The 22261-nt window shown below is 59.8% G+C and carries 35 protein-coding genes; 20 read left to right on the top strand and 15 right to left on the bottom strand.

The window, feature by feature from the left end; all coding sequences use genetic code 11:
* Positions 1 to 2 precede the first annotated feature (2 nt).
* The 4 genes from RA27_RS16725 to RA27_RS16710 form a co-directional block, all read right to left on the bottom strand.
* Positions 3 to 557, bottom strand: coding sequence for a F0F1 ATP synthase subunit B' (locus RA27_RS16725; RefSeq protein WP_039541641.1), 555 nt, complete (start codon positions 555 to 557; stop codon positions 3 to 5).
* Between the two features lie 86 nt (positions 558 to 643).
* Positions 644 to 868 carry a F0F1 ATP synthase subunit C gene (locus tag RA27_RS16720; protein WP_005981269.1) on the bottom strand — a complete coding sequence of 75 codons (225 nt, stop codon included), beginning with the start codon at positions 866 to 868 and terminating at the stop codon, positions 644 to 646.
* A 48-nt stretch (positions 869 to 916) separates the two neighbouring features.
* Complete coding sequence (locus RA27_RS16715) at positions 917 to 1696, bottom strand: F0F1 ATP synthase subunit A (RefSeq protein ID WP_039541637.1); 780 nt, start codon at positions 1694 to 1696, stop codon at positions 917 to 919.
* A 2-nt stretch (positions 1697 to 1698) separates the two neighbouring features.
* Positions 1699 to 2031, bottom strand: a complete 333-nt coding sequence (locus RA27_RS16710) for an AtpZ/AtpI family protein (RefSeq protein WP_039541635.1) — start codon at positions 2029 to 2031, stop codon at positions 1699 to 1701.
* 363 nt (positions 2032 to 2394) lie between these two features.
* Here RA27_RS16710 and RA27_RS16705 point away from each other — a divergent pair, with 363 nt between their 5' ends.
* Positions 2395 to 3051 (top strand): hypothetical protein, encoded by a 657-nt coding sequence (locus tag RA27_RS16705; protein ID WP_039541633.1) that lies wholly within the window; start codon positions 2395 to 2397, stop codon positions 3049 to 3051.
* A 4-nt stretch (positions 3052 to 3055) separates the two neighbouring features.
* Complete coding sequence (locus tag RA27_RS16700) at positions 3056 to 3388, top strand: metalloregulator ArsR/SmtB family transcription factor (RefSeq protein WP_039541630.1); 333 nt, start codon at positions 3056 to 3058, stop codon at positions 3386 to 3388.
* Between the two features lie 3 nt (positions 3389 to 3391).
* On the opposite strand, the gene RA27_RS16695 is transcribed toward RA27_RS16700, so the two are convergent.
* The 4 genes from RA27_RS16695 to RA27_RS16680 form a co-directional block, all read right to left on the bottom strand.
* Positions 3392 to 3805, bottom strand: coding sequence for a universal stress protein (locus RA27_RS16695; protein ID WP_039541627.1), 414 nt, complete (start codon positions 3803 to 3805; stop codon positions 3392 to 3394).
* Positions 3806 to 3885: 80 nt separating this feature from the next.
* Complete coding sequence (locus RA27_RS16690) at positions 3886 to 4164, bottom strand: hypothetical protein (protein WP_039541624.1); 279 nt, start codon at positions 4162 to 4164, stop codon at positions 3886 to 3888.
* Positions 4165 to 4223: 59 nt separating this feature from the next.
* Positions 4224 to 5135 (bottom strand): DMT family transporter, encoded by a 912-nt coding sequence (locus RA27_RS16685; RefSeq protein WP_039541621.1) that lies wholly within the window; start codon positions 5133 to 5135, stop codon positions 4224 to 4226.
* A complete protein-coding gene (locus RA27_RS16680; RefSeq protein WP_039541619.1) occupies positions 5132 to 6010 on the bottom strand; it encodes a LysR family transcriptional regulator in 879 nt (292 codons plus the stop codon). Before RA27_RS16680 ends, RA27_RS16685 begins: the two co-directional genes overlap by 4 nt.
* A gap of 120 nt (positions 6011 to 6130) precedes the next feature.
* Between RA27_RS16680 and RA27_RS16675 the strand changes: the two genes are divergently transcribed.
* Both RA27_RS16675 and RA27_RS16670 read left to right on the top strand, forming a co-directional pair.
* Positions 6131 to 6712 (top strand): NAD(P)H-dependent oxidoreductase, encoded by a 582-nt coding sequence (locus RA27_RS16675; RefSeq protein ID WP_039541616.1) that lies wholly within the window; start codon positions 6131 to 6133, stop codon positions 6710 to 6712.
* Positions 6713 to 6777: 65 nt separating this feature from the next.
* The gene (locus RA27_RS16670; RefSeq protein WP_039541613.1) at positions 6778 to 7515 is read left to right on the top strand and encodes an aspartate/glutamate racemase family protein; all 738 of its coding nucleotides are present in this window, start codon (positions 6778 to 6780) and stop codon (positions 7513 to 7515) included.
* A 187-nt stretch (positions 7516 to 7702) separates the two neighbouring features.
* Here the strand turns inward: RA27_RS16670 and RA27_RS16665 are convergent, their stop codons facing one another.
* Together RA27_RS16665 and RA27_RS16660 are read right to left on the bottom strand one after the other, a co-directional pair.
* Positions 7703 to 8077 (bottom strand): hypothetical protein, encoded by a 375-nt coding sequence (locus RA27_RS16665; RefSeq protein WP_152610721.1) that lies wholly within the window; start codon positions 8075 to 8077, stop codon positions 7703 to 7705.
* Positions 8078 to 8308: 231 nt separating this feature from the next.
* The gene (locus RA27_RS16660; protein WP_039541608.1) at positions 8309 to 8839 is read right to left on the bottom strand and encodes a prolyl-tRNA synthetase associated domain-containing protein; all 531 of its coding nucleotides are present in this window, start codon (positions 8837 to 8839) and stop codon (positions 8309 to 8311) included.
* A gap of 89 nt (positions 8840 to 8928) precedes the next feature.
* Between RA27_RS16660 and RA27_RS16655 the strand changes: the two genes are divergently transcribed.
* The 13 genes from RA27_RS16655 to trmD all read left to right on the top strand — a co-directional run bounded on the left by RA27_RS16655 (position 8929) and on the right by trmD (position 16992).
* Complete coding sequence (locus RA27_RS16655; protein WP_039541606.1) at positions 8929 to 9447, top strand: hypothetical protein; 519 nt, start codon at positions 8929 to 8931, stop codon at positions 9445 to 9447.
* 161 nt (positions 9448 to 9608) lie between these two features.
* Positions 9609 to 11117: a signal recognition particle protein gene (gene ffh / locus RA27_RS16650; RefSeq protein ID WP_039541603.1), complete on the top strand. Its 1509-nt coding sequence runs from the start codon at positions 9609 to 9611 to the stop codon at positions 11115 to 11117.
* Positions 11118 to 11174: 57 nt separating this feature from the next.
* Complete coding sequence (locus RA27_RS16645; RefSeq protein WP_052265331.1) at positions 11175 to 11753, top strand: GNAT family N-acetyltransferase; 579 nt, start codon at positions 11175 to 11177, stop codon at positions 11751 to 11753.
* On the top strand, positions 11750 to 12298 hold the full coding sequence (locus RA27_RS16640; RefSeq protein ID WP_039541599.1) for a GNAT family N-acetyltransferase: 549 nt from the start codon (positions 11750 to 11752) through the stop codon (positions 12296 to 12298). Before RA27_RS16645 ends, RA27_RS16640 begins: the two co-directional genes overlap by 4 nt.
* Positions 12295 to 12831, top strand: a complete 537-nt coding sequence (locus tag RA27_RS16635; protein WP_039541596.1) for a GNAT family N-acetyltransferase — start codon at positions 12295 to 12297, stop codon at positions 12829 to 12831. Before RA27_RS16640 ends, RA27_RS16635 begins: the two co-directional genes overlap by 4 nt.
* Positions 12828 to 13367: a GNAT family N-acetyltransferase gene (locus RA27_RS16630; RefSeq protein WP_039541593.1), complete on the top strand. Its 540-nt coding sequence runs from the start codon at positions 12828 to 12830 to the stop codon at positions 13365 to 13367. The genes RA27_RS16635 and RA27_RS16630 overlap by 4 nt, the downstream gene beginning before the upstream one ends.
* Entirely contained in the window at positions 13364 to 13660 is a 297-nt protein-coding gene (locus RA27_RS16625) for a chorismate mutase (RefSeq protein WP_039541590.1), read from the top strand. Before RA27_RS16630 ends, RA27_RS16625 begins: the two co-directional genes overlap by 4 nt.
* A 43-nt stretch (positions 13661 to 13703) precedes the next feature.
* Positions 13704 to 14084, top strand: a complete 381-nt coding sequence (rpsP, locus tag RA27_RS16620; RefSeq protein ID WP_039541586.1) for a 30S ribosomal protein S16 — start codon at positions 13704 to 13706, stop codon at positions 14082 to 14084.
* Positions 14085 to 14096: 12 nt separating this feature from the next.
* On the top strand, positions 14097 to 14732 hold the full coding sequence (gene bluB / locus RA27_RS16615) for a 5,6-dimethylbenzimidazole synthase (RefSeq protein ID WP_039541585.1): 636 nt from the start codon (positions 14097 to 14099) through the stop codon (positions 14730 to 14732).
* A 2-nt stretch (positions 14733 to 14734) separates the two neighbouring features.
* The gene (locus RA27_RS24440; protein WP_193746537.1) at positions 14735 to 14881 is read left to right on the top strand and encodes a hypothetical protein; all 147 of its coding nucleotides are present in this window, start codon (positions 14735 to 14737) and stop codon (positions 14879 to 14881) included.
* The gene (rimM, locus tag RA27_RS16610; RefSeq protein ID WP_039541827.1) at positions 14874 to 15377 is read left to right on the top strand and encodes a ribosome maturation factor RimM; all 504 of its coding nucleotides are present in this window, start codon (positions 14874 to 14876) and stop codon (positions 15375 to 15377) included. Before RA27_RS24440 ends, rimM begins: the two co-directional genes overlap by 8 nt.
* Positions 15377 to 16192 carry a hypothetical protein gene (locus tag RA27_RS16605; RefSeq protein ID WP_039541582.1) on the top strand — a complete coding sequence of 272 codons (816 nt, stop codon included), beginning with the start codon at positions 15377 to 15379 and terminating at the stop codon, positions 16190 to 16192. The genes rimM and RA27_RS16605 overlap by 1 nt, the downstream gene beginning before the upstream one ends.
* A complete protein-coding gene (gene trmD / locus RA27_RS16600; RefSeq protein ID WP_039541579.1) occupies positions 16189 to 16992 on the top strand; it encodes a tRNA (guanosine(37)-N1)-methyltransferase TrmD in 804 nt (267 codons plus the stop codon). The genes RA27_RS16605 and trmD overlap by 4 nt, the downstream gene beginning before the upstream one ends.
* 2 nt (positions 16993 to 16994) lie before the next feature.
* Here trmD and RA27_RS16595 read toward each other — a convergent pair whose 3' ends face one another.
* Positions 16995 to 17795 carry a GH25 family lysozyme gene (locus tag RA27_RS16595; RefSeq protein ID WP_039541576.1) on the bottom strand — a complete coding sequence of 267 codons (801 nt, stop codon included), beginning with the start codon at positions 17793 to 17795 and terminating at the stop codon, positions 16995 to 16997.
* 370 nt (positions 17796 to 18165) lie between these two features.
* Between RA27_RS16595 and rplS the strand changes: the two genes are divergently transcribed.
* The 3 genes from rplS (at position 18166) to RA27_RS16580 (ending at position 19181) form a co-directional block, all read left to right on the top strand.
* Positions 18166 to 18549, top strand: a complete 384-nt coding sequence (gene rplS, locus RA27_RS16590) for a 50S ribosomal protein L19 (RefSeq protein ID WP_039541573.1) — start codon at positions 18166 to 18168, stop codon at positions 18547 to 18549.
* 11 nt (positions 18550 to 18560) lie between these two features.
* A complete protein-coding gene (rpmE, locus tag RA27_RS16585) occupies positions 18561 to 18782 on the top strand; it encodes a 50S ribosomal protein L31 (RefSeq protein ID WP_039541571.1) in 222 nt (73 codons plus the stop codon).
* A gap of 201 nt (positions 18783 to 18983) precedes the next feature.
* Complete coding sequence (locus tag RA27_RS16580) at positions 18984 to 19181, top strand: hypothetical protein (RefSeq protein WP_039541567.1); 198 nt, start codon at positions 18984 to 18986, stop codon at positions 19179 to 19181.
* Positions 19182 to 19231: 50 nt separating this feature from the next.
* Here RA27_RS16580 and maiA read toward each other — a convergent pair whose 3' ends face one another.
* From maiA to RA27_RS16560, 4 genes are read right to left on the bottom strand one after another with little or no spacing between them, the layout of a single operon-like run.
* Positions 19232 to 19870, bottom strand: a complete 639-nt coding sequence (gene maiA, locus RA27_RS16575; protein ID WP_039541565.1) for a maleylacetoacetate isomerase — start codon at positions 19868 to 19870, stop codon at positions 19232 to 19234.
* Positions 19871 to 19877: 7 nt separating this feature from the next.
* Positions 19878 to 20420, bottom strand: a complete 543-nt coding sequence (locus RA27_RS16570; protein ID WP_039541562.1) for a VOC family protein — start codon at positions 20418 to 20420, stop codon at positions 19878 to 19880.
* Between the two features lie 4 nt (positions 20421 to 20424).
* Positions 20425 to 20622: a DUF2783 domain-containing protein gene (locus tag RA27_RS16565; protein WP_039541558.1), complete on the bottom strand. Its 198-nt coding sequence runs from the start codon at positions 20620 to 20622 to the stop codon at positions 20425 to 20427.
* 5 nt (positions 20623 to 20627) lie between these two features.
* Complete coding sequence (locus RA27_RS16560; RefSeq protein ID WP_039541554.1) at positions 20628 to 22238, bottom strand: FAD-dependent oxidoreductase; 1611 nt, start codon at positions 22236 to 22238, stop codon at positions 20628 to 20630.
* Positions 22239 to 22261 lie beyond the last annotated feature (23 nt).

The raw sequence follows: 22261 nt of genomic DNA, 5'->3' as shown, positions 1-22261 counted from the left end.
ACTTATCCTTTCGTCTGCGCGTCTACGGCACTGTTGATGGCTTTGGCATCCGCCTCGCCGCCCAGCGCTGTAACCAGTTCAGCCGCCGTATCCTTGGCAACCACTTGAATGCTTTCCAGCGCACCGGCACGGATCTCGGCAATCGCCTTTTCCGATTCAGCCGCCTTTGCAGCGATTTCCGCATCCGCCTTGGCAATCGCGTCATCCAGACCAGACTGGATTTCGGCGCGTGTCTCGGCAGCGATACGCTGCGCTTCGGCACGGGCATCGGCCAGCGCCTTGTTATAGGCCTCTTCGGCCTCGACAGCCTTGGCTTTCAGATCTTCAGCCGCGGCGAGGTCGTTGGTAATGGTCCCCTGACGTTCCGCCAGGATTGCCGCGATGCGCGGCAGAGCCACGCGGGACAGAACCAGAAAGATGACGACCAGTGTGATGATCAGCCAGAAGATCTGGTTCGGGAACCAGTCAAAGCAGAGCTGCGGCATCCCGATGGCAGAGCCATGGGAGTCGACGCACATGCCGGCGATCTCTTCATAAATCGGTTCTTCTGTCGCCATGAATTCCTCCGTCGGAACGTTGTCTTTACAACGGGCGGCCCGCTATGGCCGGGGCCGACCCGCGCGTAAGGATCAGGTTCCGCAGATTATACGGCGAACATCAGCAGCAGCGAGACCAGGAATGCGAAGATCCCCAGAGCTTCTGCGAACGCGATACCGATGAAGAGGGTTGCGGTCTGCGAAGCAGCCGCCGAAGGGTTGCGCAGGGCGCCGGCGAGGAAGTTGCCTGCAACGTTGCCCACCCCGATTGCGGCTGCGCCGGAACCGATTGCTGCCAGGCCTGCGCCGATGTGTGCGAGATCGCCTTCCATGATGTTTCTCCTTACGAATTGGAAGTTTAGATGTTTGGGTATCGGACCTTAGTGCGAAGGATGCAGTGCATCTTTCAGATAAACACAGGTCAGAATGGTGAAGACGTAGGCCTGAATGAAGGACACGAGGACCTCAAGGCCATACATTGCGGTGATCGCCAGAACGGACACGGGTGAGATCACGGCGATTGCGGCAAAGCCCGCGAACACCTTGATCACCGCGTGACCAGCCATGACGTTACCGGCAAGACGAATGGAGTGGCTGACCGGGCGCACGAAGTACGAGATCAGCTCGATCACCGCCAGAATCGGGCGCAGCGCCAGAGGTGCGCTGGAGACCCAAAACAGGCCGAGGAACGCGGCGCCATTCTTGACGAAACCCAGAACGGTCACGGTCAGGAAGACGGCCAGCGCCAGCGGAATGGTCACGGCGAAATGCGATGTGGTTGTGAAGGATGTCGGGATCAGACCCAGGAAGTTGGCGCAGACGATGAACATGAACAGGGTCATGACATAGGGGAAGTATTTGACGCCTTCCTTGCCGCAGATGTCTTCCAGCATCTTGTAAATGAAGCCATAGGCCAGTTCGGCCACCGACTGCATACGGCTGGGAACGATCGCGCGCTTCGAAGTGCTGAGGACCAGCAGGCCAAAGATCGCGACGATCGCGAAGAACAGCCACAGAGTCACGTTGGTGGGCGTGTACCACGCAATCGTGTCGCCGCCGAACAGCGGTTTCACGATGAACTGATCCATCGGGTGGAATACCAGGCTGCTGCCTTCTGCCGCGTGGTCGCCGCCATGTGCTGTGGTGGTCTCGCTTGCCACGTTCAGTCCCTCTCGTCCTTCTCGGCAGCCGTCGCCGCCATTTGTTTCTCTTGGGCCTCTTTCGCGCTGCGGAGCATAACCTTCACGCCCGCGACAAGGCCCAGCAATGTGAACAGCACCAGAAAGATCGGGATCGTCCCGAGCAGGCTGTCCAGCCCATATCCGATGCCAAATCCGATCCCCAGACCGGATACCATTTCGATGACCATCCTCCAGGCAAGTTCGCCCCCGGATATGTCAGCATCCGCACGAGGCTTGGGCGCCTTGGCCTTTTTCGCTGCCGTGATCTTGGCCTCAAGCTGCGCCATACGCTGCTTTTGGTCATCATCGGTCACGGGCGTTTCCCTCGCACAGTCTTGAGTAGGGTGCTAAGGCGCATGGGGCGCAGAGTCAACGGTGTACAAGCCGAACCCAAATTCCCGTTAAGATCATGATTCTTATAATGAAAAATCTGATCGTGGATGGACATCTTCCGATGCAGAACAGACGGGTTGGGCAAATTCACCTGAATCCGCATATTCAACCTTTTGGTTGATCTTTGTCCCCCCATAAGTAGCTTACGCAGCGTGTTGGCGCCAAATCCGCTTTGGTTAGCACTGCGAAGCTCGGGCCAAACGACAGAAGAAATGAAATTGCCTCTGCGCTCTCAAGGGTGTCACCTTTGAAACAAGATGCGCCTGAGAATATGAGGGCAGAGAATGAGCAATGTGGTTTGGTTGAGCAATATGCACCGCAACCCTTCTGCGACTTACGGCTATCGGCCGGTCGGGTTTCCGGATGTCCCAAGGCCGCCGAGGGACAATGAAATTGGTATTGCATTTGACGCTCTTATAGAGCGGCAAGAAAGCCACTTACCCATCGAAGATCATGCGCTGCCAAAACAGCTCTATGCTGTCAAACGATGGGCCGATCACAAACGACCGAAACGCGATATCCTGAGCGCTGGCGGACTATTGGTTGTGTCATCTGCCTCTGCTGATGTCTTACGCAACCACAATATGGGATCATCAAGACTTGTCCCCGTTGAACTTCTGCACCCTGATCAAAAGACCAAGCTAGATGGAGATTGGCACTACCTTGTGCTAGGGGATGGAAAGCCTTGTTTTGAGGGAGAGTCATCTAAAGGGGTCACACCCTTAGGAGATCCGGTTGAACTCTTCATGGTGCGAGGCAATGATCATGTGAACGATGGGGATTTGGTTTTCTCAGAAATGGTCCTGACTGGCCCAGACATTTGGTTCGATCCAGTTATCATTGACGCACCGATCTTGAGTGATCGCCTCGCCACCGCCCTGAAGGCAGCGAAAGTGGCAAAGGACTGGGACCTGTTACGCTGTAATGTGATTTCGGACTAACGCCATGCCCAACGACCTCGACACCGTATTCGCCGCTCTTGCCGACCCCACTCGCCGCACCATCCTTGCAATGCTGCTTGAGGATGACATGGCGGTCACCGACGTGGCGGAACCGTTCGAGATGTCGCTGGCCGCGATTTCGAAACATCTGGTGATCCTGACCAAGGCGGGGCTGATTTCTCAGGAAAAGCGTGGACGGGTCAAATGGTGCAAGCTGGAGCCGGATGCCCTACGGGCAGCATCTGTCTGGATGCAGGGGTTCGGGCAGTTCGAACCGGTCAATCTGGATGCGTTCGAGCGGTTTCTCGAGGTCGAACTGCCCTCGGACGAGGCCTGAGGATCAGCGCACGACCAAGACCGACATGCTGGCATGTTTGGCCAGATATCCCGCATGGCTGGACAGGATGTAGTCGGTGATCCGGGGCGCGTGGGTGCCGACAACAATCAGATCGGCTCTCAGTTCTTCGGCAGCGCGGGCCAGATCTTTGTCGACCTCGACCGCGACATCAACCGAGTGAATGTTGCGCGTGTCCACCTGCACCCCGCTTTGTCCGGCGATTTCACGGGCGCAGGCCTTCATCTCTTGTTCGATCGCCTCAGCCGTCAGGTGACGATCGCCGGGCTGTGCGCCGGTGACGCTGATGATGGTGACTTTGGCGCCCTGCCATTTGGCCAGTTGCGCAGCGACTTCGGTGGCTTTTCTGACCGCTGGCGGCATGTGCAGGTCGATCGGGACCATGATACGTCTGAACATTGCGACGTCCTCCTTATCCTGAGGTATGTCGGTATTCGCACATAACCAGTCTGGCCCGCCTCTGCGGTGCTGTGCGGCGTCTAACCCTCTCGGCTGTATTCCACCCCGGTCACGACACCCGTCGCATCAGCGCGACAAAGCCAGGGGGCCTCGGCCCCGGCCACGAACACGCTGGTGACCGAGCCCGTCGGGCCGGTCTGGGTCGAGGTCGCCTTGACACCGGCTGGCCCGGTGCCGGTTTCAGCACCCACCAGCGCCTCACAACTGGCTTGCAGATCAGCCTGTGCCGAGTCGCTTGCTCCGCCGGGCGCGCAGGCGGACAGCGCCAGCAATGCTGGGATGAGATAGGGTGTTTTCATGTATCGGGTCCTCACGCAGTGCGCGGGCAAGCTGCCATATCCGGCGCAGAAGGCAAGGCTCAATCCGGGTGCACGGGTTTGCTGTCCGGGGAGTCCTCGCCTTTCAGCAACAGCAGCAGCGCCACGGCAGTCAGCACGGCCCCGACCAGAACCAGCGCGGTTGGCGCGGGGCGGCCCAGCGCGATTTCCCACAGGATCACCCAGCTGGGCGTCAGGTAGGTATAGGCCATGACCTTGGCAGCGGGCAGGCGCAGCGCAGCAAACTGGACCAGAACAAAGCTGGCAGCGGTCGCAAACAGCGAAATGTAGAGCAGGGTCAGCCAGACAATCCCGGGCAGGTTTGCCCAATCGGTCGCGCGGATATCGGACCAGCCCCAGAGGGTCAGGATCAGGCATCCCGCAACCAGCGTGCCGAAGGTGAATACCACCGCGGGCTCACCCCGGTTCAGCCGCCGCACCATCGGCGTATAGATCGCATGGGCGGCACAGCCCCAGAAATAGATGATCTCTCCGCCCCCGATTTCGAATGCCTGAAAGGCCTGCCAATCGGCCCGGAAGATCACCCAAAGCGCCCCCGCCGCGCCAACTGTCAGGGCCAGCGCCATGCGTGGGGTCGTGATCTGGCGCAGCAGCACCCATCCGGCCAGCGCCGACATGACCGGGGTCAGTGTGAAGACTGCGGCGGCACTGACCGGAGGCGCAGTCTTGAGGCCATAGAACATCAGCACGAAATAAGCGCCGAATAACCCGCCCAGCACCAGATAGCGCCATGGCGCCTGTGTCGCGCTGCGCGATATGCCGGTTGTGGCAAGTGCCGCGATGCCGATCACCACAGCGGCAATGGCAAAGCGTGCCGCCGTGATCGCCGAGGGCGCAATCTCGTTCGCGACCATCGAGCCCAGCGAGAAGCTGCCCGCCACCAAAGCCGAGAATGTCAGCATGGCCAGATGGCCGCGCGCCTGCGGTGTCACGGCAGCCAGCCCTTGGACTGATCTTTGAGGAAAGACAGGAAAGCCTGCACCTTCGTCGTCCGGTGCAGGTCCACATGGGTCACCAGCCACAGCTTGCCGGACCATTCGGGTAAGGGCTCCATTACCTCGACCAGATCGGGATCGCGCGCGGCCTCCCACCGGGCCATGAAACCGATGCCCGCGCCGGCCAGAACCGCCTCGCGCATACAGAAATTGTTGGTGCAGCGGAAGGTGATCGCCTGTTCCGGCGCATTGGCGCGCAGCCAGCGGGAAAACGGCGCGCGGCTGTTTTCATCATCATTGCCGACGAAGTGGTGATTGGCGAAATCCTCGATGCCCGAAGGTTTGCCGTGACGCGCGATGTAGGTCTTGCTGGCAAACAGCCCTACCTCTTGCGGGATGAAGGGCTGCACCACATTGTCCGGCTGATCCGGCGCGGCGCCCGCGCGTATGGCCACATGCGCCTCGCCATATTCCAGACGGAACAGGCGGTCGCCGGTCAGATAGCGCACGATCAGATCCGGGTGAGCCTTCTGGAACTCGGTCAGCGTCGGTACGATCAGCGGCGCCAGAGAGGCCAGCGACGTGACCACCAACTCGCCCGACACATCGTCTCCACGACCCTTCATGCGGCCGACCAGCTGGTTGAACTGATCCTCTGTCGCCTGCGCCACACGCAGCAGATCCTCACCCGCTTCGGTCGGGGTGTACCCGCGCGCGTGGCGCTGGAACAGCTTGACGCCCAGCCGCGCCTCGATGGCATCGATGTGGCGGATGACGGTGGCATGGTGCACACCCAGCACATCCGCAGCACCGCTGACCGTTCCCATACGCGCAACCTGATAGGCGGTTCTCACTTCGTCCCAATTGTCCACTGCATCGGTTCCACTGTGCAAATTATAACAATAACTGTTGATATATCCGAGTTTTGTTCGTGACCGCAATAATCATATTCGGGCAACAGACGATCATTCCTTAACAAAGGACATCCCGAGATGACCAAAACCATCCTGCATATCGACGCCTCGGCCCGCCGCACCGGGTCGGCCACCCGCGACCTGTCGGACCGCGTGGTCCGCCACCTGAATGCCGGGCGCATCATCCGCCGCGATCTGGCCACCCCCCTGCCGCTGCTGACCGAAGACTGGATCGCCGCCAATTTCACTCCCGCCGACCAACGCGATGCGGTTCAGAAAGACCTGCTGACCCTATCCGATGAGTTGGTGGCCGAGCTGCAAAAAGCCAATACCATTGTCATCGGTTTGCCGATCTACAACTTCTCGGTCCCCGCCGCATTGAAGGCCTGGATCGATCTGGTCGCCCGTGTCGGGCTGACCTTCGCCTATTCCGAAGACGGCCCCAAGGGTCTGCTTGAGGGCAAACGCGCCATCCTCGCCGTTGCCTCGGGCGGTACGGCTGTGGGCTCCGAGATCGACTTTGCCACCACCTATGCGCGTCACGTACTGGGCTTCATCGGCATCCACGATGTCGAGGTGATCGCCGCCGATCGTATGGCGCTGGACCCCGAGGTCGCCTTATCCAATGCACAAAAGGCGATTGGTGAACTGGCAGCCTGATTGACCTGTGCCCCCCGAAACGTCCAGTCTGTCCTCAACGGGATTTGGCAGGCTGGACGTTTATCATGAAGAAAATCGGAATTCTGGGCGGCGTGGGTTGGGCCTCGACCGTTGATTATTACAGGGCCATCGCCGAAGGCGCGGGGCGATACTTCGCTGAACGGGGCCATGGCTCGCCTCTTCCGATCCCACCGATGACCATCGAGTCCGTGACGCAAGCCAGAACCCGCGCCCTGCGCGGTGTGCCCGAAGATGAGGCCAGCTGGGCCGCATTCGATGCGGTGTTCCGGGAGGCACTGCTGACGCTGCAAAACGCTGAGTGCGATTTTGCGATCATCGCTTCCAACACCCCACATGCCCGCCTGCACGCCATCCGTAAGGGCGTGTCGATGCCCATCCTCAGTATTTTCGACGCCACCGCCGAGGCGACCGGCTCGACCGGCGCGTCAAAGGCGCTGGTCCTCGGCACAACGGTCACGATGCAGGCCACCAACTATGCCGACCGACTGGCGGTCGAGGGCATCACCGCAAACCGGCGCCTCCCCGAACCCGAGATCGCCGAGATGCAGGCGATGATCGACAGCGACTTCTATGGCGGAGCATCCGATACCGCCCACGCGCGCCTGCTGACATTCTGCGACAAACACGCCACGCCGGGCACCGCCATCCTGCTGGCCTGCACCGAGCTGCCACTGGCCTTCCCGGATCACCTTGACGACCCGGTGTTCGAGGCCGATGGACACCTGTTCATCAACCCCTCGGCAGCGCATGTCTCGGCGGCACTAAAAGAAGCGCTGGTGTGAAACGCCAGAAAGTTCTGACACGAAATGCCGGATATCTGCGTGAAATCAGACCGGTGCGGTATTCAATTCCGGCCTGAATGTGCCTCAGATCCGATCCGGCACCAACTCCATGCCGCGAACCCCGCATCCAATGCTTACATGCCGGTTCAGGCAGGGTGGATTGGACACGTCGTATCCACAGGCGCGGTCATGCAAATTTCTGCGGTGCTTGTCCCATATCCGACGGCGAAGGGATGAAGAACATCGAAATGAGTGATGATAACGCGAACCAAAGCTGGGTAATAACAATGATCAACAAGCCGACATTACCCAAGAGCGGCACACCCGAACCAGCAGGGGACGTGTCCGTGAAGGCCGCAAATGCAAACACTGACAGCCCCAAAGCCCAACCAACACCAGCAGTCCAGAACTTGCGTATCTGCTTGTCGTAAACCGCCTTGTAGCTCGGGTCGTTCCTGCGCCAGACATAGGCCAGTACGATTGCGATGAAAGTGGTCAAAATAGCAACGAGGCTTGCCGTATAAAGCGCCCATACAATGGTAGGCTTTGTTTTATCTGACATTTTGGACACCATCGGTTTTGTCTTGCCCCTTTCTACTGGGCCCCGGATATGCCGATATCGTGACGGCTTCGGGCCATTTGTTTGACAATGCCGCGCAGAACTCCCGGTGCTGCCGGAGTTCGGATTGACGACCTTGCCTCGCTCCAAATCCGCCGGACGTTCGCCATCGGCACTATCCGGCCGCGATCATTCGGAGCCCTTTTGCCCGACGTTCAGCGGCCGGAGGGTGAACTAGGGCAGCCACGTCACCTGACACCCGATCCTGCCAAAGAATGACATCAGATCCGCGCGTGACATCGCAACGGTCCGGTCATTCACCAAAGGGTGCATGTAAATGACATCGGCGCTTTGGGCAGCGGAATCCATAAAAAAGCGAACGTCATTCTGAACCCCGTTGATCATCGCCAGCGGGCTGACCGCGCCCGGGCGAATGCCAAGGTTCTGCATCAGCCGGTCCGCGGACCCGAAGGACAGGTTGCCAATGCCCAGATCGGTCGCCAGCGCCTTAAGGTCGATCTCGCGGCTTTGCTCAAGCGTCACCAGATAGTTGCGCTTTTTCTTGTCGCGCAGATAGAGGTTCTTGAGCCGCAGAGCAATTTCGCCCGGAACCATGAACTGATCCTCGACCGCCTTCGACTCTTCGACCGTGCGCAGCGGTACATGGGTGTGCAGGCGATACGGCAGCCCCCATTCATCCAGATGTGCCAGCAGCGCATCCGAACTGAGCGGCAATGTATCCTGAAATGCAGATGATGCGTCCATGGGACCCTCCTCGTGTGTCGCGCTCATCGCGCAATGCGGGGGCAAATTCAAGCCAAGACAGGCGCGTTTTCCGGTGCTAGCGTGCCGCCATGAAAGTCACGCGCAACACTCCGAACCAGCTGATCCTGTCCGATACGCCCTGGTTCATCGGCATCTCACTGGTTTTCTTTATCCTCGGCTTTGCTGCCGGGGGTCTGTTTGTGGCCAGCGAAGGAGGCATGCACATCTTCGCTGGCCTCGTCTTCGCGCTGGGCGGCGGCGGGCTGGGTTTTGGGGCTTTCTGTGCCTTTGTGCAACGGGTGCAGGTCATACTGGACCGCAACAAGGACAGCATCGTGATCCGGCGACAATCGGTCTTTGGGTATTCGGCGGTGGAACATCAACTGTCCAACCTGTCTCATGCCGAACTGGAAAGCACGATCTCGCGAAGCAAAAATAGCTCATCGACCCTGTACCGCCCCGTTCTGATCCTGGATCGCGGCATGAGCGCGGGGCCGCACCCGATTGTCGAGGCGTTCTCAAGCGGGCGCGGGTCGCGCAAAATGGTGGAGGCAGTCAATGACTGGCTTCCGGCGCGCAAGGTTGACTCTGCCAGCCAATCGGCCTAAATCGCCACCAACATCCGGAAGCTTCTTGATCTTCCGGTCCCTTGAGTCGTTCAGGGATCGCCCCCCACCAGCGAGTTTCGCCCGTGGGGGCGTTTGTGCATTTAACCGGCGCGTCCTATCTAAGGCACGCCACCAGATAACCGGCTAAGGAGGCCGAAGGCATGTTTGAAAATCTATCCGAACGCCTTTCCGGCGTCTTTGACCGGCTGACCAAACAGGGTGCCCTGTCCGAAGAAGACGTCAAGACCGCCCTGCGCGAGGTTCGCGTTGCCCTGCTTGAGGCTGACGTTTCGCTGCCGGTAGCGCGGGAATTCGTCAAGAAAGTACAGGAACAGGCGACCGGTCAGGCGGTGACGAAATCGATCACCCCCGGCCAGCAGGTCGTCAAGATCGTGCACGACGCGCTGGTCGATACCCTGCGAGGCGAGGAAGATCCCGGCGCGCTTAAGATCGACAACCCGCCCGCGCCGATCCTGATGGTCGGTCTGCAGGGCTCGGGTAAGACGACCACCACCGGTAAGCTCGCCAAACGCCTGAAAGAGAAAGAGGGCAAGAAGGTCTTGATGGCCTCGCTTGATGTCTATCGCCCGGCGGCGATGGATCAGCTGGCGGTTCTGGGCACGCAGGTTGGTGTCGATACGCTGCCGATTGTACCCGGTCAGACGCCGGTCGATATCGCCAAACGCGCCAAGCAGCAGGCGACGCTGGGCGGCTATGACGTCTACATGCTCGACACTGCGGGCCGTCTGCACATTGACGAAGTCCTGATGGACGAGGTCGAGCAGGTCCGCAACGTGGTTGACCCGCGCGAGACCCTGCTGGTGGTCGACGGCCTGACCGGTCAGGTCGCCGTTGAAGTCGCCGAGGAGTTCGACGCCAAGGTCGGCATCTCGGGCGTGGTTCTGACCCGGATGGACGGCGACGGGCGTGGCGGTGCAGCGCTGTCGATGCGCGCAGTCACCGGCAAGCCGATCCGCTTTGTGGGCTTGGGCGAAAAGATGGACGCGCTCGAAACCTTTGAGCCGGACCGGATCGCCGGTCGTATTCTGGGCATGGGCGACATCGTTGCCCTGGTCGAAAAAGCCCAGGAAACGATGGAGATCGAACAGACCGAGCGCATGATGAAGCGCATGGTCAAAGGTCAGTTCAACATGAACGACCTGAAAATGCAGCTGGAACAGATGATCCAGATGGGCGGTATGCAGGGCATGATGGGCATGATGCCCGGCATGGGCAAGATGGCTAAGCAGATGGATCAGGCCGGTCTGGACGACAAGATCCTGCGCCAGCAGATCGCCATGATTCAGTCGATGACCAAACGCGAACGCGCCAATCCGCAATTGCTGCAGGCGAGCCGCAAGAAACGTATCGCGGCGGGTTCTGGCATGGAAGTCAGCGACCTCAACAAGCTGCTCAAGATGCACCGGCAGATGTCGGACATGATGAAAAAGATGGGCAAGATGGGTAAAGGCAAGATGCTGAAACAGGCCATGAAAGGCATGTTCGGCAAAGGCGGCCCCTCGCCCGAGGAAATGGCGGCGGGCATGGACCCCAAGGCGCTGGAACAGGCCGCGAAAGCAATGGGCGGCAAGATGCCCGGCGGAATGCCCGGTCTGGGTGGTGGCATGGGTCTGCCTCCCGGCCTCAGCGGGTTCGGGAAGAAGAAGTAACGTGGCTTTCGCCCCCTGCATATCCATGCGCTCATGCGCCAAACCGGAGGTTCTGCTATGACCTTCCGGTTTGAAGCTGCGCCGAACGCTCAGGGGATTGAGCTGGCAGTTCGGGTGGCGGGTGCCATTCCAACGCTCGAAACCGAGCGATTGGTTCTGCGAGCGCCGCAGCTCTCGGATTTCGACACTTACGCCCAGATTGTTGCCAGCCCACGCGCGCGGTATCTGACCGTCATGTCGCGCGAGGACGCGTGGTACGACTTCGCTCAGATGGTCGCCATCTGGTCATTGCGCGGCCATGGTTTGTGGTCGGTTGAATCTAAGGCGGATGGTCAGCTTTTGGGTTTCGTAGTTCTGGGCTTCGAACCTGAAGATCCTGAACCCGAGCTGGGCTTTATCTTCACCGAAGAGGGCGAAGGCCAAGGATATGCATTCGAAGCGGCCAACGTGGCGCGTGATTTTGCCTTCGACCAACTTGGATGGAACACAATTGCAAGCTTCATCGTAAAAGGTAATGCCCGCTCGCAACGCCTAGCCGAACGGCTGGGCGCGACCGTCGAACGTGAGATTGCTGAGGCCGGCGGCACCACTCTGGTCTATCGTCACCTGCCTGTCAAAGCCGGGGGATCAGCATGACCTTGCTCAATATTCCCCAACTTGAAACCGAACGCCTGATCATGCGCGCGCCGTCCGAAGCTGATCTGGATGCCGATACCGCCTTTTTTGCCAGCGAGGCCGCCCAGTTTGTCGGCGGGCCTTTACGCCGCGACGAGGTGTGGCGGGTGTTCGCCTCGCTTCTGGGCCATTGGGCCGTGCGCGGCTATGGCTATTGGAGCGTTGATGAGAAAGACACCGGCGCATATGTCGGACGCATTGGCCTGTGGTTCCCCGAAGGCTGGCCCGAGCCCGAGGTCGGTTGGACGCTGATGACCCATGCCACCGGCAAAGGCTACGCAACCGAGGCAGCTCTGGCTGCTCGTTCATATGCCTATGACATTCTGGGCTGGAAAACTGCGATCTCGCTGATTGATCTGGACAATACCGCCAGCAAGGCCGTGGCCAAGCGGATGGGTGCGCAGTTCGAATATCACTACGACCACCCCAAATATGGCAGGTCCGAAATCTGGCGACATCCGGCGCCGGGCGATCTGGTGAATGGCGGGATGGAGGCCTACGCATGATCGACCTCCAGATACCTGTTCTGAAAACCGAACGTCTGGTCCTGCGCGGACCTGAGCAGCGCGACTTTGAACAAATCGCGCGCTTCTTTGCCGATAAGGACCGGAGCTGGGGCTTTGGCGGCCCGTTGAATCGCAATGAAGCCTGGCGGTGGTTTGCCAGCATGATAGGACATTGGGTCCTGCATGGCTTTGGGTTCTGGACAGTTGAAACGCGCGACGGTCAGCCGGTCGGCATCGTCGGCATCTGGGGTCCCGAAGGTTGGCCCGAGCCAGAGCTGGGCTGGGTCATGTTCGCGGGCAGTGAGGGCAAAGGCTATGCCCGGGAGGCGGCAGAGGAAGTGCGCCACTATGCCTACGAGGTCCTGGGCTTCGATGCGCTGAGTTCAAACATTTTTCCAGGCAATGAACGCTCGATTGCGCTGGCTGAACGGATGGGCGCGCGTTTCGAGCGTAGCTATGAAAACGTGACCCATGGGACCGAACTGGTCTATCGCCACCCCGGTCCGAAACAGCTGGCGGAGGGTGCGGTATGACAACTTTCACTATCCCCACTGTCGAGACAGAGCGCTTGATCCTGCGTGCACCACATCTGGATGACCTGCCTGCGATGACCGCATTCTTCGCGACCGAGCGTAGCCATATGGTCGGTGGCCCCAAGGATGCGCTTGAAAGCTGGAGCTCTTTGTCGAACCGGTTGGGTCATTGGGCGCTGCGCGGGTATGGCCTGTGGCACCTGACCGAAAAGGCCAGCGGCGCATTTGTCGGCTGGGCCGGTATGATCTACGTTCCCGGCTGGGCTGAACCCGAGCTGGGCTGGACCCTGATGGCAGAAGCCGAGGGCAAAGGTCTGGGCTTTGAGGCCGCAGCGGCTGCGCGCGACTACGCCGCCCGGCATCAGGGCCTGAATGGTGTTATTTCATACATCGCCCATGCCAATGATCGCTCGCGCGCTCTTGCCGAACGCCTCGGCGCAACGCTGGAGATCGAGCGCGCCGAACTTCTGGGCAAGCACGCCCAGATCTGGCGCCATCCGCAGATTGATTTGACCACCGAGAGGACCGGCCAATGACCAACCCCGTGACACAGGCTGCCGCGCTGTTGAAAGACCATCGCGAAAGCATCGACCGGCTGGATGCGATCCTTGTCTATACGCTGGGCGAGCGGTTCAAGCACACGCAGGCTGTTGGCAAGCTCAAGGCCGCACACGACCTTCCCCCGTCCGATCCTTCGCGCGAGGCTGCGCAGATCGCACGGTTAGAAGACCTGGCGAAAGAGGCCGATCTGGACCCCGATTTCGCCAAGGCTTTCCTGAATTTCATCATTCAGGAAGTCATCCGACACCATAAGAAACACCAGAACTAAACCGGTACCTACGCCGGATACGCCATTCAAAGGAGATACCACCATGGCAATGAAAATTCGTCTCGCCCGCGGCGGCTCGAAAAAGCGTCCCTTCTATCGCATTGTTGCGGCTGACAGCCGTATGCCTCGCGATGGCCGTTTCATCGAGAAACTGGGCACCTACAACCCGCTGCTGCCGAAAGACAGCGAAGAGCGCGTGAAAATGAACATGGAGCGCATCCAGTACTGGCTGGATCAGGGCGCACAGCCCACCGACCGGATCGCTCGTATGCTCGAAGCTGCTGGCACCCGTGAAAAAGCCGAGCGCAACAACCCCAACAAGGGTACTCCGGGCAAGAAAGCCCAAGAGCGCGCGGAAGAGAAAGCTGCCAAGGCTGCCGAAGCGGCGGCTGCACCGGCTGAAGAAGCTGCGGCAGAAGAATAAGCAGGCCGGCGCGTGCGGGATCAGGCTTTCACCGACGATTTTCGCACGCAGTTCGATCTGTTGATGCGGCTCCGGCGCGATGTGCGCCGGTTCCGCTCTGACGCGATTGACGAGGCAGTGCTGACGCGCTGCCTCGACGCGTTTCGCCTGGCCCCTTCGGTGGGGCTGAGCGAACCCTGGCGCGTGATCCGCGTCGAAACTCAGGCCGCGCGCGACGCGGCATTGAAGAATTTCCAAACCGCAAACGAACAGGCGCTGAGCGGGTATTCCGGCGAAAAGGCGCAGCTGTATAGCCAGTTGAAACTGTCCGGGATGAAAGAAGCCCCCGTGCAGCTGGCCGTGTTTTGCGATGATGCCACTGACAAGGGTCAAGGTCTGGGCGCGGGCACCATGCCCGAGATGCGGCGCTATTCAGTGGTCTCGGCGATCACCCTGTTCTGGCTTGCCTTGCGGGCAGAAGGGCTGGGGCTGGGTTGGGTCTCTATCCTCGACCCGGACCAGATGGCGCGCGATCTGGATGTGCCCAAGGATTGGCGGTTGATCGGTTATTTCTGTGTAGGTCTGCCCGAAAGCTTTTCGGATACGCCTGAATTGGAACAGGTCGGTTGGGAAGACCGCAATGACACTTTGCCCATCGAGGTGCGCTAGACATGTTCGGATTGTTACGGCTTCCCATCCTGCTGGCGATCGCCTTTATTGTAGGCGTATTCTTCGAACGCTCGAACCAGCGCGAGGCGTGCGAGGGGGTCGGGCAATGGCGGGACGGGCTATGTGTGACGGATGGTCGAAATGAGTGATCTGATCTGCGTGGGCAGCATTGCGGGCTCGTATGGGGTGCGCGGCGAGGTGCGGCTGAAGAGCTTCTGCGCCGTCCCTGAGGATATCGAGGGCTATTCGCCGCTGACCGATGAGACCGGCAAAGAGCGCTATCCGGTGGTCCTGACCCGCGCGATCAAGAATGGTTTCGCCGCACGGCTGGGTGGGATTGAGTCCAAAGAAGAGGCGGATGCGCTGAACGGCCTGCGCCTTTATGCGCGGCGCGATCAATTGCCGTCGCTGCCGGATGATGAGTTTTACCACACCGATCTGATCGGGCTTGAGGTCTATGACACCGGCGGCACCATGTTGGGCCGGGTAAAATCGGTTCAGAACCACGGCGCGGCGGACCTGCTGGAACTGCATGGTCCGGGGCTGAAGGCCACTGTTCTATTGCCGTTCACGCTGGAGTCGGTACCGACCGTTGATCTGGACAAAGGCCGCATCATCGCTGATCCGCCCGAGGGCCTGCTGTAATGCGTCGTGTGTTGCTGCATCTGGGTCTGCATAAGACCGGGACGACGGCAGCGCAGTCCTTTCTATTCGAAAATCGCTCATTGATCTGGCCGCACCATGCGCTGGTCCTGCCCTACCGGACCCGCAAAACCGGTCTGTCCGAGGCCGCGACACGCTATTCGGTCTATGGCACACCCGGCGCGATGAGCGATTTCAGGGATCAGATGCGGCACTTTCTGAATTCACTGGAATTCGGCCAGAAACGCGGGCTGGTTCTGAGTGAAGAGAATTTCTCGGGCCTGCGCCCCAGCCGCAATGTCGCGGTTGGATATGAAGCTGCACCGGAACTGGCCACCTGCCTCGTCGGCTTAATCCGGGATCGGTTTGCCGGGGAAGAGGTGCATATCACGCTCTACTACTCGTTGCGCCAACGCGGAAGCTGGCTGCGCAGCCTGTGGGCGCATGATCTGCAACGCTCGCGCCTGATTCAGGATTTTGACACCTTCCGCGCGCGGCTTGACCCTGTGCCCTCGCCGCAGATCGCGGCAGAGGCGGTGCGGGATCGGTTGCCCTCGGTCTCGGTCCGGACCGAATGGCTGGAGGACCTGCAGGGCCTGCGCCATGGGCTTGGAAACACTTTCGCCGAATTCCTTGATCTGCCCCCGGACAAGGCCGCCGAATTGGTCGGTCCGACCCGATCAAACCCTCGCCTGCCCGAGGATGTGTTGCAGCAGATGTTGGAGATGAACCGCTCAACGCTGGACGACGCGACACTGGTCGACCAAAAGGCGGCTCTGGTGCAAAGCGTCCAAAATGATCTGATCGGTTCAAAATGACAGAAAAACCCGGAAAGTCCCATGGCCGCAAAGCCATCCGCCCGACGCTGAAGCCGCGCGAGTTGATGACGCCGACGCCCGATCTGCACGGGGTGTGGAAGGCCAAGATCATCACTCTGTTTCCGACTGCCTTCCCTGGAGTTCTGGGCGAAAGCCTGACCGGCAAGGCCCTGCAGGACGGGCTGTGGCAGTTGGAAACCGTCGATCTGCGCCAGTTCGGGGTCGGCAAGCATCGCAACGTGGATGACACTCCGGCTGGTGGCGGTGCAGGCATGGTCTTGCGCGCCGATGTGTTGGGTGAGGCCATTGAGCACACGATGGCTGGCGTTCAGGGTAACTGGCCCCTGATCTACCTCAGCCCGCGCGGGCGTCGGATGGATCAGAAGATGATGCAGAATCTGGCCCGCTGCGATGGCATGACGCTGCTTTGTGGGCGTTTCGAAGGCGTCGATGAGCGCGTGCTGGAGCATTACGGTGTACAAGAAGTCAGCTTGGGCGATTTTGTCATGACCGGAGGTGAGATCGCCGCACAGGCGCTGATCGATGCGACGGTGCGGCTAATCCCCGGCGTGTTGGGCAATCAGGCTTCGGCTGAGGAGGAGAGTTTCTCATCCGGCCTATTGGAGCATCCGCAATACACCCGCCCCGCAGACTGGAAAGGCCGCCCGATCCCGGACATTCTGATGTCGGGCCACCATGGTCGTATCGCGGACTGGCGCCATGAGATGTCCGAACAGATCACCCGCGAAAGACGACCCGATCTTTGGGACGCTTATCAGAAATCCAAAGACAACGACTAAGACTAGCGTGTTGCCTTCCACAGCGCCCAAGTCTCGGGCGTACCATTGAAGGTGTTTATGTCGACCTTGCCCTGAACCCCAGGCACCAGTCCGGTTCCAGTATATTGCCAGAACCGCCAGATCGCGCTTGGGTAGACGTTTCGGGGGTGTCCTGCGACAGAGCGCAGCCAGAACTCGGTCTTGGGCAGACGTCCGATATCCGTGTCTCGATAAAAATCCACAGTGGTATAGACGATCGGGCGGCGGCCGTAGTGACGTTCGAGGATATCAAGGAACCGTTGCGCCTCAGCCCGGATGGTGGCGCCATCGGGGCGCAGGGTGCAGGTTTTGGAATGGGGCGTCCACTCCATATCCAGTACATGCGGCAGGTCGGCGCCTTTGGGTACATTCTGGATAAACCAGCGCGCCTGTTCATGGGCCGGACGGCAGAAATAGTAATAGTGATAGGCACCCCAGGGCACTCCGGCAGCCTGCGCACCGCGGCGGTGTTCGTCGAACATCGGGTCGGTAAAATCTCCGCCCTCGGTGGCTTTGATGAAGGCAAAGCTGACACCGGATTTGCGCGCTGTGCGCCAGTCAATCGGCCCCTGCCAGCGCGAGACGTCCAGCCCGTGCACCGGGTAATGGCCGGGATGGCGCCCCTCCCACGGGTGTGGGTCGGCGTCGCCAAAGGCGGGATAGATGATCGAAGGCGGAGTAGTGTCCGCGAAGGCCTGCGGCTCAACCGCCTGAGGTTGCGGCGCGCGGCGGCCACATGAGACGAGTGCAAGGGCCAGAACGACCAGCAGGATTGCTTTGCGCATCTTATGATCCTGTATCAAATATCTGCTCTTATAATTGATCACAGAATGCCTGATCTGAGCGACAAGGCAACGGGGGATTTGACGGGTGGCAAAAACTCACCGGTTCAGCCAAGAATTAGGCTTGATCCCTGCCCGCAAAGCCCTTAAAGCAACGCAATCCGGTGTGGCTTTGCGCGACCCCGGTTTTTTGGTTTGCATCCTGACGTGACGCCCGGCTTTCTTCGGCCACGGCGCGAAAGGGCGGACCGGACCAAAAGGAACATTCGATCTGACCTCTGGCGGGCTGTACGCAGGACCCGGTGAAGACCAAGAGCTCTCAGGCCGTGCCCAAACTTCGTGGACCAACCACGAGCAGATAGGAGTAACTGCGATGGACCTGATCGCACAGCTAGAGGCGGAACAGATTGCCGCCCTGGGGAAAGACATCCCCGATTTCAAAGCCGGTGACACCATCCGTGTCGGCTTTAAAGTGACCGAAGGGTCGCGCACCCGTGTGCAGAACTACGAAGGTGTCTGCATCGCGCGCAAAGGTGGCAGCGGCATCGCCGGTTCGTTCACCGTTCGCAAGATTTCGTTTGGCGAAGGCGTGGAGCGTGTGTTCCCCCTGCATTCGACCAATATCGACAGCATCACCGTTGTCCGCCGTGGCCGCGTTCGTCGCGCCAAACTGTACTATCTGCGCACCCGTCGCGGTAAATCCGCGCGTATCGCAGAGGTCACCAACTACAAGCCCAAGGCTGGCGCCGAGGCGTAAGGAGCGGAAAGATGAAAAAAGACATCCATCCCGATTATCACCTCATCGACGTCAAAATGACCGATGGCACCGTGGTTCAGATGAAATCCACCTGGGGCGCCGAGGGCGACCAGCTGGCTCTGGAAATCGACCCCTCCGTGCACCCCGCATGGACCGGTGGCTCGTCGCGCCTGCTGGACGCTGGCGGCCGCGTGTCGAAGTTCAAGAAGAAATACGAAGGTCTGGGCTTCTAAGCCTGACCCGACTGAGATGCAAAAGGCCGTCCATTTGGGCGGCCTTTTTTATTTGGAAGCATCTCAAATGCGCCTGCCGATGCTGCGGCAGCTCAATTTGTCCCAACTGGCTGGTTTGAGTCCTGGCTGCTCCTTGATCAGGGCGCTGCTAATCGGTTCTCGACCATAGGCATAGATCCAAGTTCCATCGAGAAATCGGTGATGATCGACACATCTGACGGTGTTTCTTCGGACGATGTCATCAATCGCCTCAGGGCCGACAAGAACATGGCGCTCATCGTCGTTGATTGTCTGCAGTTCCTCGATCAGACACGCACCAATCCAGACCTAGTTGATCAGATCAGCGTGGAAACAGACATGGGCGTCAGGGCCTCCGTACTTGGATATCGGGGAACCTAAGGCGCACCGCAGGGTTTTGGTACCCCCACCGCTACACAGACCGCGCCGGATCAGAGCGGGGCGTGCAAGTCGGGATGCGCTGCGGCAAAGGCCGAATGTTCGGCACAGACAGCTTCGACAGCTGTCAGGCGTGGCATGTCCGACAGATCAACTTCCCACCGGCGCGCATTATAAAGCTGCGGGATCAGGCAGATATCGGCCAGACCGGGCGTATCGCCTGTGCAGAACGGGCTTTGCTCGAAGTTCCCCAGAAGCGTTTCAAACGCCAGCAACCCGGGCCGGATGAAATGGCGCATCCAGTCGCCGAGCATTTCACCCGCACCATTGCTGAGCGTGGTGGCGTGTTTGGCAACCGACAGGTTGCAGACCGGATGGATATCCACCGCGATGCTGTGGGCCAGGGCACGGGCTGCAGCACGCGCCTTCGGGTCTTGCGGCAGCAGACCCAGATCGCGGGTTTCGTCCAGATAGTCGAGGATTGCCAGCGACTGGGTCAACCGAACCCCATCGATATCCAGCACCGGAACCAGACCCTGGGGATTGCGCGCCAGATGATCCGGGGTGCGATGCGCCCCGTTCACCAGGTCAACCGCAACGGGGCGATAGGTAATCCCGGCTAGGTTCAGCGCAATCCGCACCCGGTAGCTGGCCGAGGATCGCCAGTAGTCAAACAGAACCACGTCGCTCATTCAGAATTTAGCCCTTGCTTAGTTCCTTGGCATGAAGCCAGTCGGCGTGCTGGGGGGCTCGTTTGGTGCGCGACCATTCTTCGAGCATATCCCATTTCACCGAATCCAGCCGGGCCAGCATGGCCTCTTCCTCGGGGTCGGGGCAAGCCAGTTCAACGCGGTGGCCGTTTGGGTCGAAGAAATAGATCGAGTGAAAGATCGAATGATCCGTGACACCCAGAACCTCGACCCCGTTGGCTTCGAGGTGGTCCTTGAACGCGATCAGCTCATCCCGGTCCTTCACCTTGAAGGCAATATGCTGCACCCAGATCGGCGTGTTCGGATCGCGACCCATCTCTGGCTTGGTGGGCAATTCAAAGAACGCCAACTCGTTGCCGTTTCCAGCATCCAGAAACAGGTGCATGTAGGGATCAGGTTCATGGGTTGAGGGCACATGGTCTTCGGCAATCGCCAGAATGAAATCCATGTTCAGCATCTTGCCATACCATTCCACGGTCTCTTTCGCGTCCTTGCAGCGATAGGCGACGTGGTGAATCTGTTCGATTTTCATCGGTTTACTCCTGTTTCAGGGCTGCGGCGTCCAGCGCTTGTTTCAGCACCGCGTTGTCGCCGATGTGGTTTGCCAGAACCAGCACAAGGCGCGCGTTGAACGCATCGCTTTCGGCTTTCTCAAGCCCTTCGTGGGCCGCCACCAGATCGGCATAGAAATCGTCGGCCTGGGTCAGGTTGGGTGAGAGGATCAGATCGGCCATGTCGCTTACTCCTTGCCTGTGGCGCGGCGCACCGCGTGCCGGAATGCGTTTTCTTCGTAAGTGTCGCGGCGGGCGGCCACGTGCTGATCGGGACGGATCAGGTAGACTGCTCCGGTCGCATCGCCCAGATAGCGGCGCTTCAGCGTCAGGGTCGGGTCGTCTTTGACCGAGAGTGCCAGGCGTTTGACGGTGATCCCATCGACCTCAATCTCATCCGGCGCATCGGCGTCGATGGTCAACAGCGTGAACTGTCCAGCCAGTTTAGGCAGCAGAAAGTCTTCACCCAAAGGGGCATCGGGACAGGACGCTCCGGGGCGCGTCTGCGATGGTCCGTTCAACGCGTCCGCCGAATTCAGTGGCGAGCCGTCATAGACGCAAGGCACGCTGAGCCGACCTGAATTCACCATCGGTCGGGCAAAATCATAATGTTCACTCAGGTCCAATACCGCATCGCGCAGGATGCGGGACATCTGCGATTTCGGGGTGATGAAATCGGTCGAGCGGGTCGAGTTCAGGATATTCTCGTCCGCGCCGTGAATGCGTTCCTGATCGTAGCTGTCCAGCAGCGACTCTGGCGCTTTGCCGTCAATCACCAGTTTCAGCTTCCAGCACAGGTTGTCGGTGTCCTGAACGCCAGAATTTGCACCCCGTGCCCCAAACGGGCTGACCTGATGGGCGCTGTCGCCTGCAAAGATCACGCGACCATGGCGGAACTGCTCCATCCGGCGGCACTGGAAGGTGTAGATGCTGACCCACTCCAGCTCGAAATTTACATCCTCGCCCAGCATGGCCTTGAGGCGCGGGATCACGTTTTCCGGGCGCTTTTCGCGCTCCTTGTCGATATCCCAACCCAGTTGCAGGTCAATGCGCCAGACGCCATCAGGTTGTTTGTGCAGCAGCGCCGACTGGCCTTTGTTGAAAGGTGGATCGAACCAGAACCAGCGTTCCGAGGGGAAATCAGCCTCCATGATCACATCGGCGATCAGGAAGTTGTCCTCGAAAACGCGGCCCACGAAATCCTTGCCCATCATGGCGCGCATAGGTGAGCCCGCGCCGTCGCAGGCGATCACCCAATCCGCCTCGATGGTGTACGAACCCTCGGGCGTTTCGACCTCAAGCTTGACGTGATCAGGGTGGGTTCCGACTGCTTCAACCTTGTTGCGGCCGCGGATTTCGATCGGAGCGCCCTGCGCCTGCAATTCGCGCACGCGGTCGACCAGAAACTGCTCGAAATAGTATTGCTGCAGGTTGATGAAGGCCGGGCGCTGATCGCCGCTGTCGGGCTGCAGGTCGAACTCATAGACCTGACGTTCGTCGAAGAACACTTTGCCCTTATTCCAAAGAACACCCTTGTCCACCATCGGCTGTCCGCAGCCCAGACGGTCGAGGATTTCCAGCGGGCGTTTGGCAAAGCAAATGGCGCGGCTGCCGAAGCTGACTTTGTCATTGTCGTCCAGCACCAGCACCTCGACGCCTTGCTGGGCCAGATCAATGGCGGCGGCCAGACCCACCGGACCGGCCCCGACAACGATGACCTTGTGGCGCACGGGCGCGGGCGCGGATTGGTCCGGGCTGGCCTCGTAAGCATAAAGTGGAACTTCAAAGATCTTGTTCACTCTCTCTCTCCCATTTCTGGCGC

Origin of the sequence: Ruegeria sp. ANG-R, from assembly GCF_000813985.1 — a bacterium.
In the GTDB taxonomy this organism is placed as follows: domain Bacteria; phylum Pseudomonadota; class Alphaproteobacteria; order Rhodobacterales; family Rhodobacteraceae; genus Ruegeria.
The sequence above is the reverse complement of the archived record's forward strand: the minus strand, read 5'-3'. Positions and strand labels throughout refer to the sequence as shown.

Excerpts from the sequence above, each read along its gene's own strand:
- RA27_RS16725 (WP_039541641.1), bottom strand. The coding sequence starts at position 557 with ATGGCGACAGAAGAACCGATTTATGAAGAGATCGCCGGCATGTGCGTC.
- RA27_RS16720 (WP_005981269.1), bottom strand. The coding sequence starts at position 868 with ATGGAAGGCGATCTCGCACACATCGGCGCAGGCCTGGCAGCAATCGGT.
- RA27_RS16705 (WP_039541633.1), top strand. The coding sequence starts at position 2,395 with ATGAGCAATGTGGTTTGGTTGAGCAATATGCACCGCAACCCTTCTGCG.
- RA27_RS16700 (WP_039541630.1), top strand. The coding sequence starts at position 3,056 with ATGCCCAACGACCTCGACACCGTATTCGCCGCTCTTGCCGACCCCACT.
- RA27_RS16695 (WP_039541627.1), bottom strand. The coding sequence starts at position 3,805 with ATGTTCAGACGTATCATGGTCCCGATCGACCTGCACATGCCGCCAGCG.
- RA27_RS16690 (WP_039541624.1), bottom strand. The coding sequence starts at position 4,164 with ATGAAAACACCCTATCTCATCCCAGCATTGCTGGCGCTGTCCGCCTGC.
- RA27_RS16675 (WP_039541616.1), top strand. The coding sequence starts at position 6,131 with ATGACCAAAACCATCCTGCATATCGACGCCTCGGCCCGCCGCACCGGG.
- RA27_RS16670 (WP_039541613.1), top strand. The coding sequence starts at position 6,778 with ATGAAGAAAATCGGAATTCTGGGCGGCGTGGGTTGGGCCTCGACCGTT.
- RA27_RS16665 (WP_152610721.1), bottom strand. The coding sequence starts at position 8,077 with ATGTCAGATAAAACAAAGCCTACCATTGTATGGGCGCTTTATACGGCA.
- RA27_RS16660 (WP_039541608.1), bottom strand. The coding sequence starts at position 8,839 with ATGGACGCATCATCTGCATTTCAGGATACATTGCCGCTCAGTTCGGAT.
- RA27_RS16655 (WP_039541606.1), top strand. The coding sequence starts at position 8,929 with ATGAAAGTCACGCGCAACACTCCGAACCAGCTGATCCTGTCCGATACG.
- ffh (WP_039541603.1), top strand. The coding sequence starts at position 9,609 with ATGTTTGAAAATCTATCCGAACGCCTTTCCGGCGTCTTTGACCGGCTG.
- RA27_RS16645 (WP_052265331.1), top strand. The coding sequence starts at position 11,175 with ATGACCTTCCGGTTTGAAGCTGCGCCGAACGCTCAGGGGATTGAGCTG.
- RA27_RS16640 (WP_039541599.1), top strand. The coding sequence starts at position 11,750 with ATGACCTTGCTCAATATTCCCCAACTTGAAACCGAACGCCTGATCATG.
- RA27_RS16635 (WP_039541596.1), top strand. The coding sequence starts at position 12,295 with ATGATCGACCTCCAGATACCTGTTCTGAAAACCGAACGTCTGGTCCTG.
- RA27_RS16630 (WP_039541593.1), top strand. The coding sequence starts at position 12,828 with ATGACAACTTTCACTATCCCCACTGTCGAGACAGAGCGCTTGATCCTG.
- RA27_RS16625 (WP_039541590.1), top strand. The coding sequence starts at position 13,364 with ATGACCAACCCCGTGACACAGGCTGCCGCGCTGTTGAAAGACCATCGC.
- rpsP (WP_039541586.1), top strand. The coding sequence starts at position 13,704 with ATGGCAATGAAAATTCGTCTCGCCCGCGGCGGCTCGAAAAAGCGTCCC.
- RA27_RS24440 (WP_193746537.1), top strand. The coding sequence starts at position 14,735 with ATGTTCGGATTGTTACGGCTTCCCATCCTGCTGGCGATCGCCTTTATT.
- rimM (WP_039541827.1), top strand. The coding sequence starts at position 14,874 with ATGAGTGATCTGATCTGCGTGGGCAGCATTGCGGGCTCGTATGGGGTG.
- RA27_RS16605 (WP_039541582.1), top strand. The coding sequence starts at position 15,377 with ATGCGTCGTGTGTTGCTGCATCTGGGTCTGCATAAGACCGGGACGACG.
- trmD (WP_039541579.1), top strand. The coding sequence starts at position 16,189 with ATGACAGAAAAACCCGGAAAGTCCCATGGCCGCAAAGCCATCCGCCCG.
- RA27_RS16595 (WP_039541576.1), bottom strand. The coding sequence starts at position 17,795 with ATGCGCAAAGCAATCCTGCTGGTCGTTCTGGCCCTTGCACTCGTCTCA.
- rplS (WP_039541573.1), top strand. The coding sequence starts at position 18,166 with ATGGACCTGATCGCACAGCTAGAGGCGGAACAGATTGCCGCCCTGGGG.
- rpmE (WP_039541571.1), top strand. The coding sequence starts at position 18,561 with ATGAAAAAAGACATCCATCCCGATTATCACCTCATCGACGTCAAAATG.
- RA27_RS16580 (WP_039541567.1), top strand. The coding sequence starts at position 18,984 with ATGATCGACACATCTGACGGTGTTTCTTCGGACGATGTCATCAATCGC.
- maiA (WP_039541565.1), bottom strand. The coding sequence starts at position 19,870 with ATGAGCGACGTGGTTCTGTTTGACTACTGGCGATCCTCGGCCAGCTAC.
- RA27_RS16570 (WP_039541562.1), bottom strand. The coding sequence starts at position 20,420 with ATGAAAATCGAACAGATTCACCACGTCGCCTATCGCTGCAAGGACGCG.
- RA27_RS16565 (WP_039541558.1), bottom strand. The coding sequence starts at position 20,622 with ATGGCCGATCTGATCCTCTCACCCAACCTGACCCAGGCCGACGATTTC.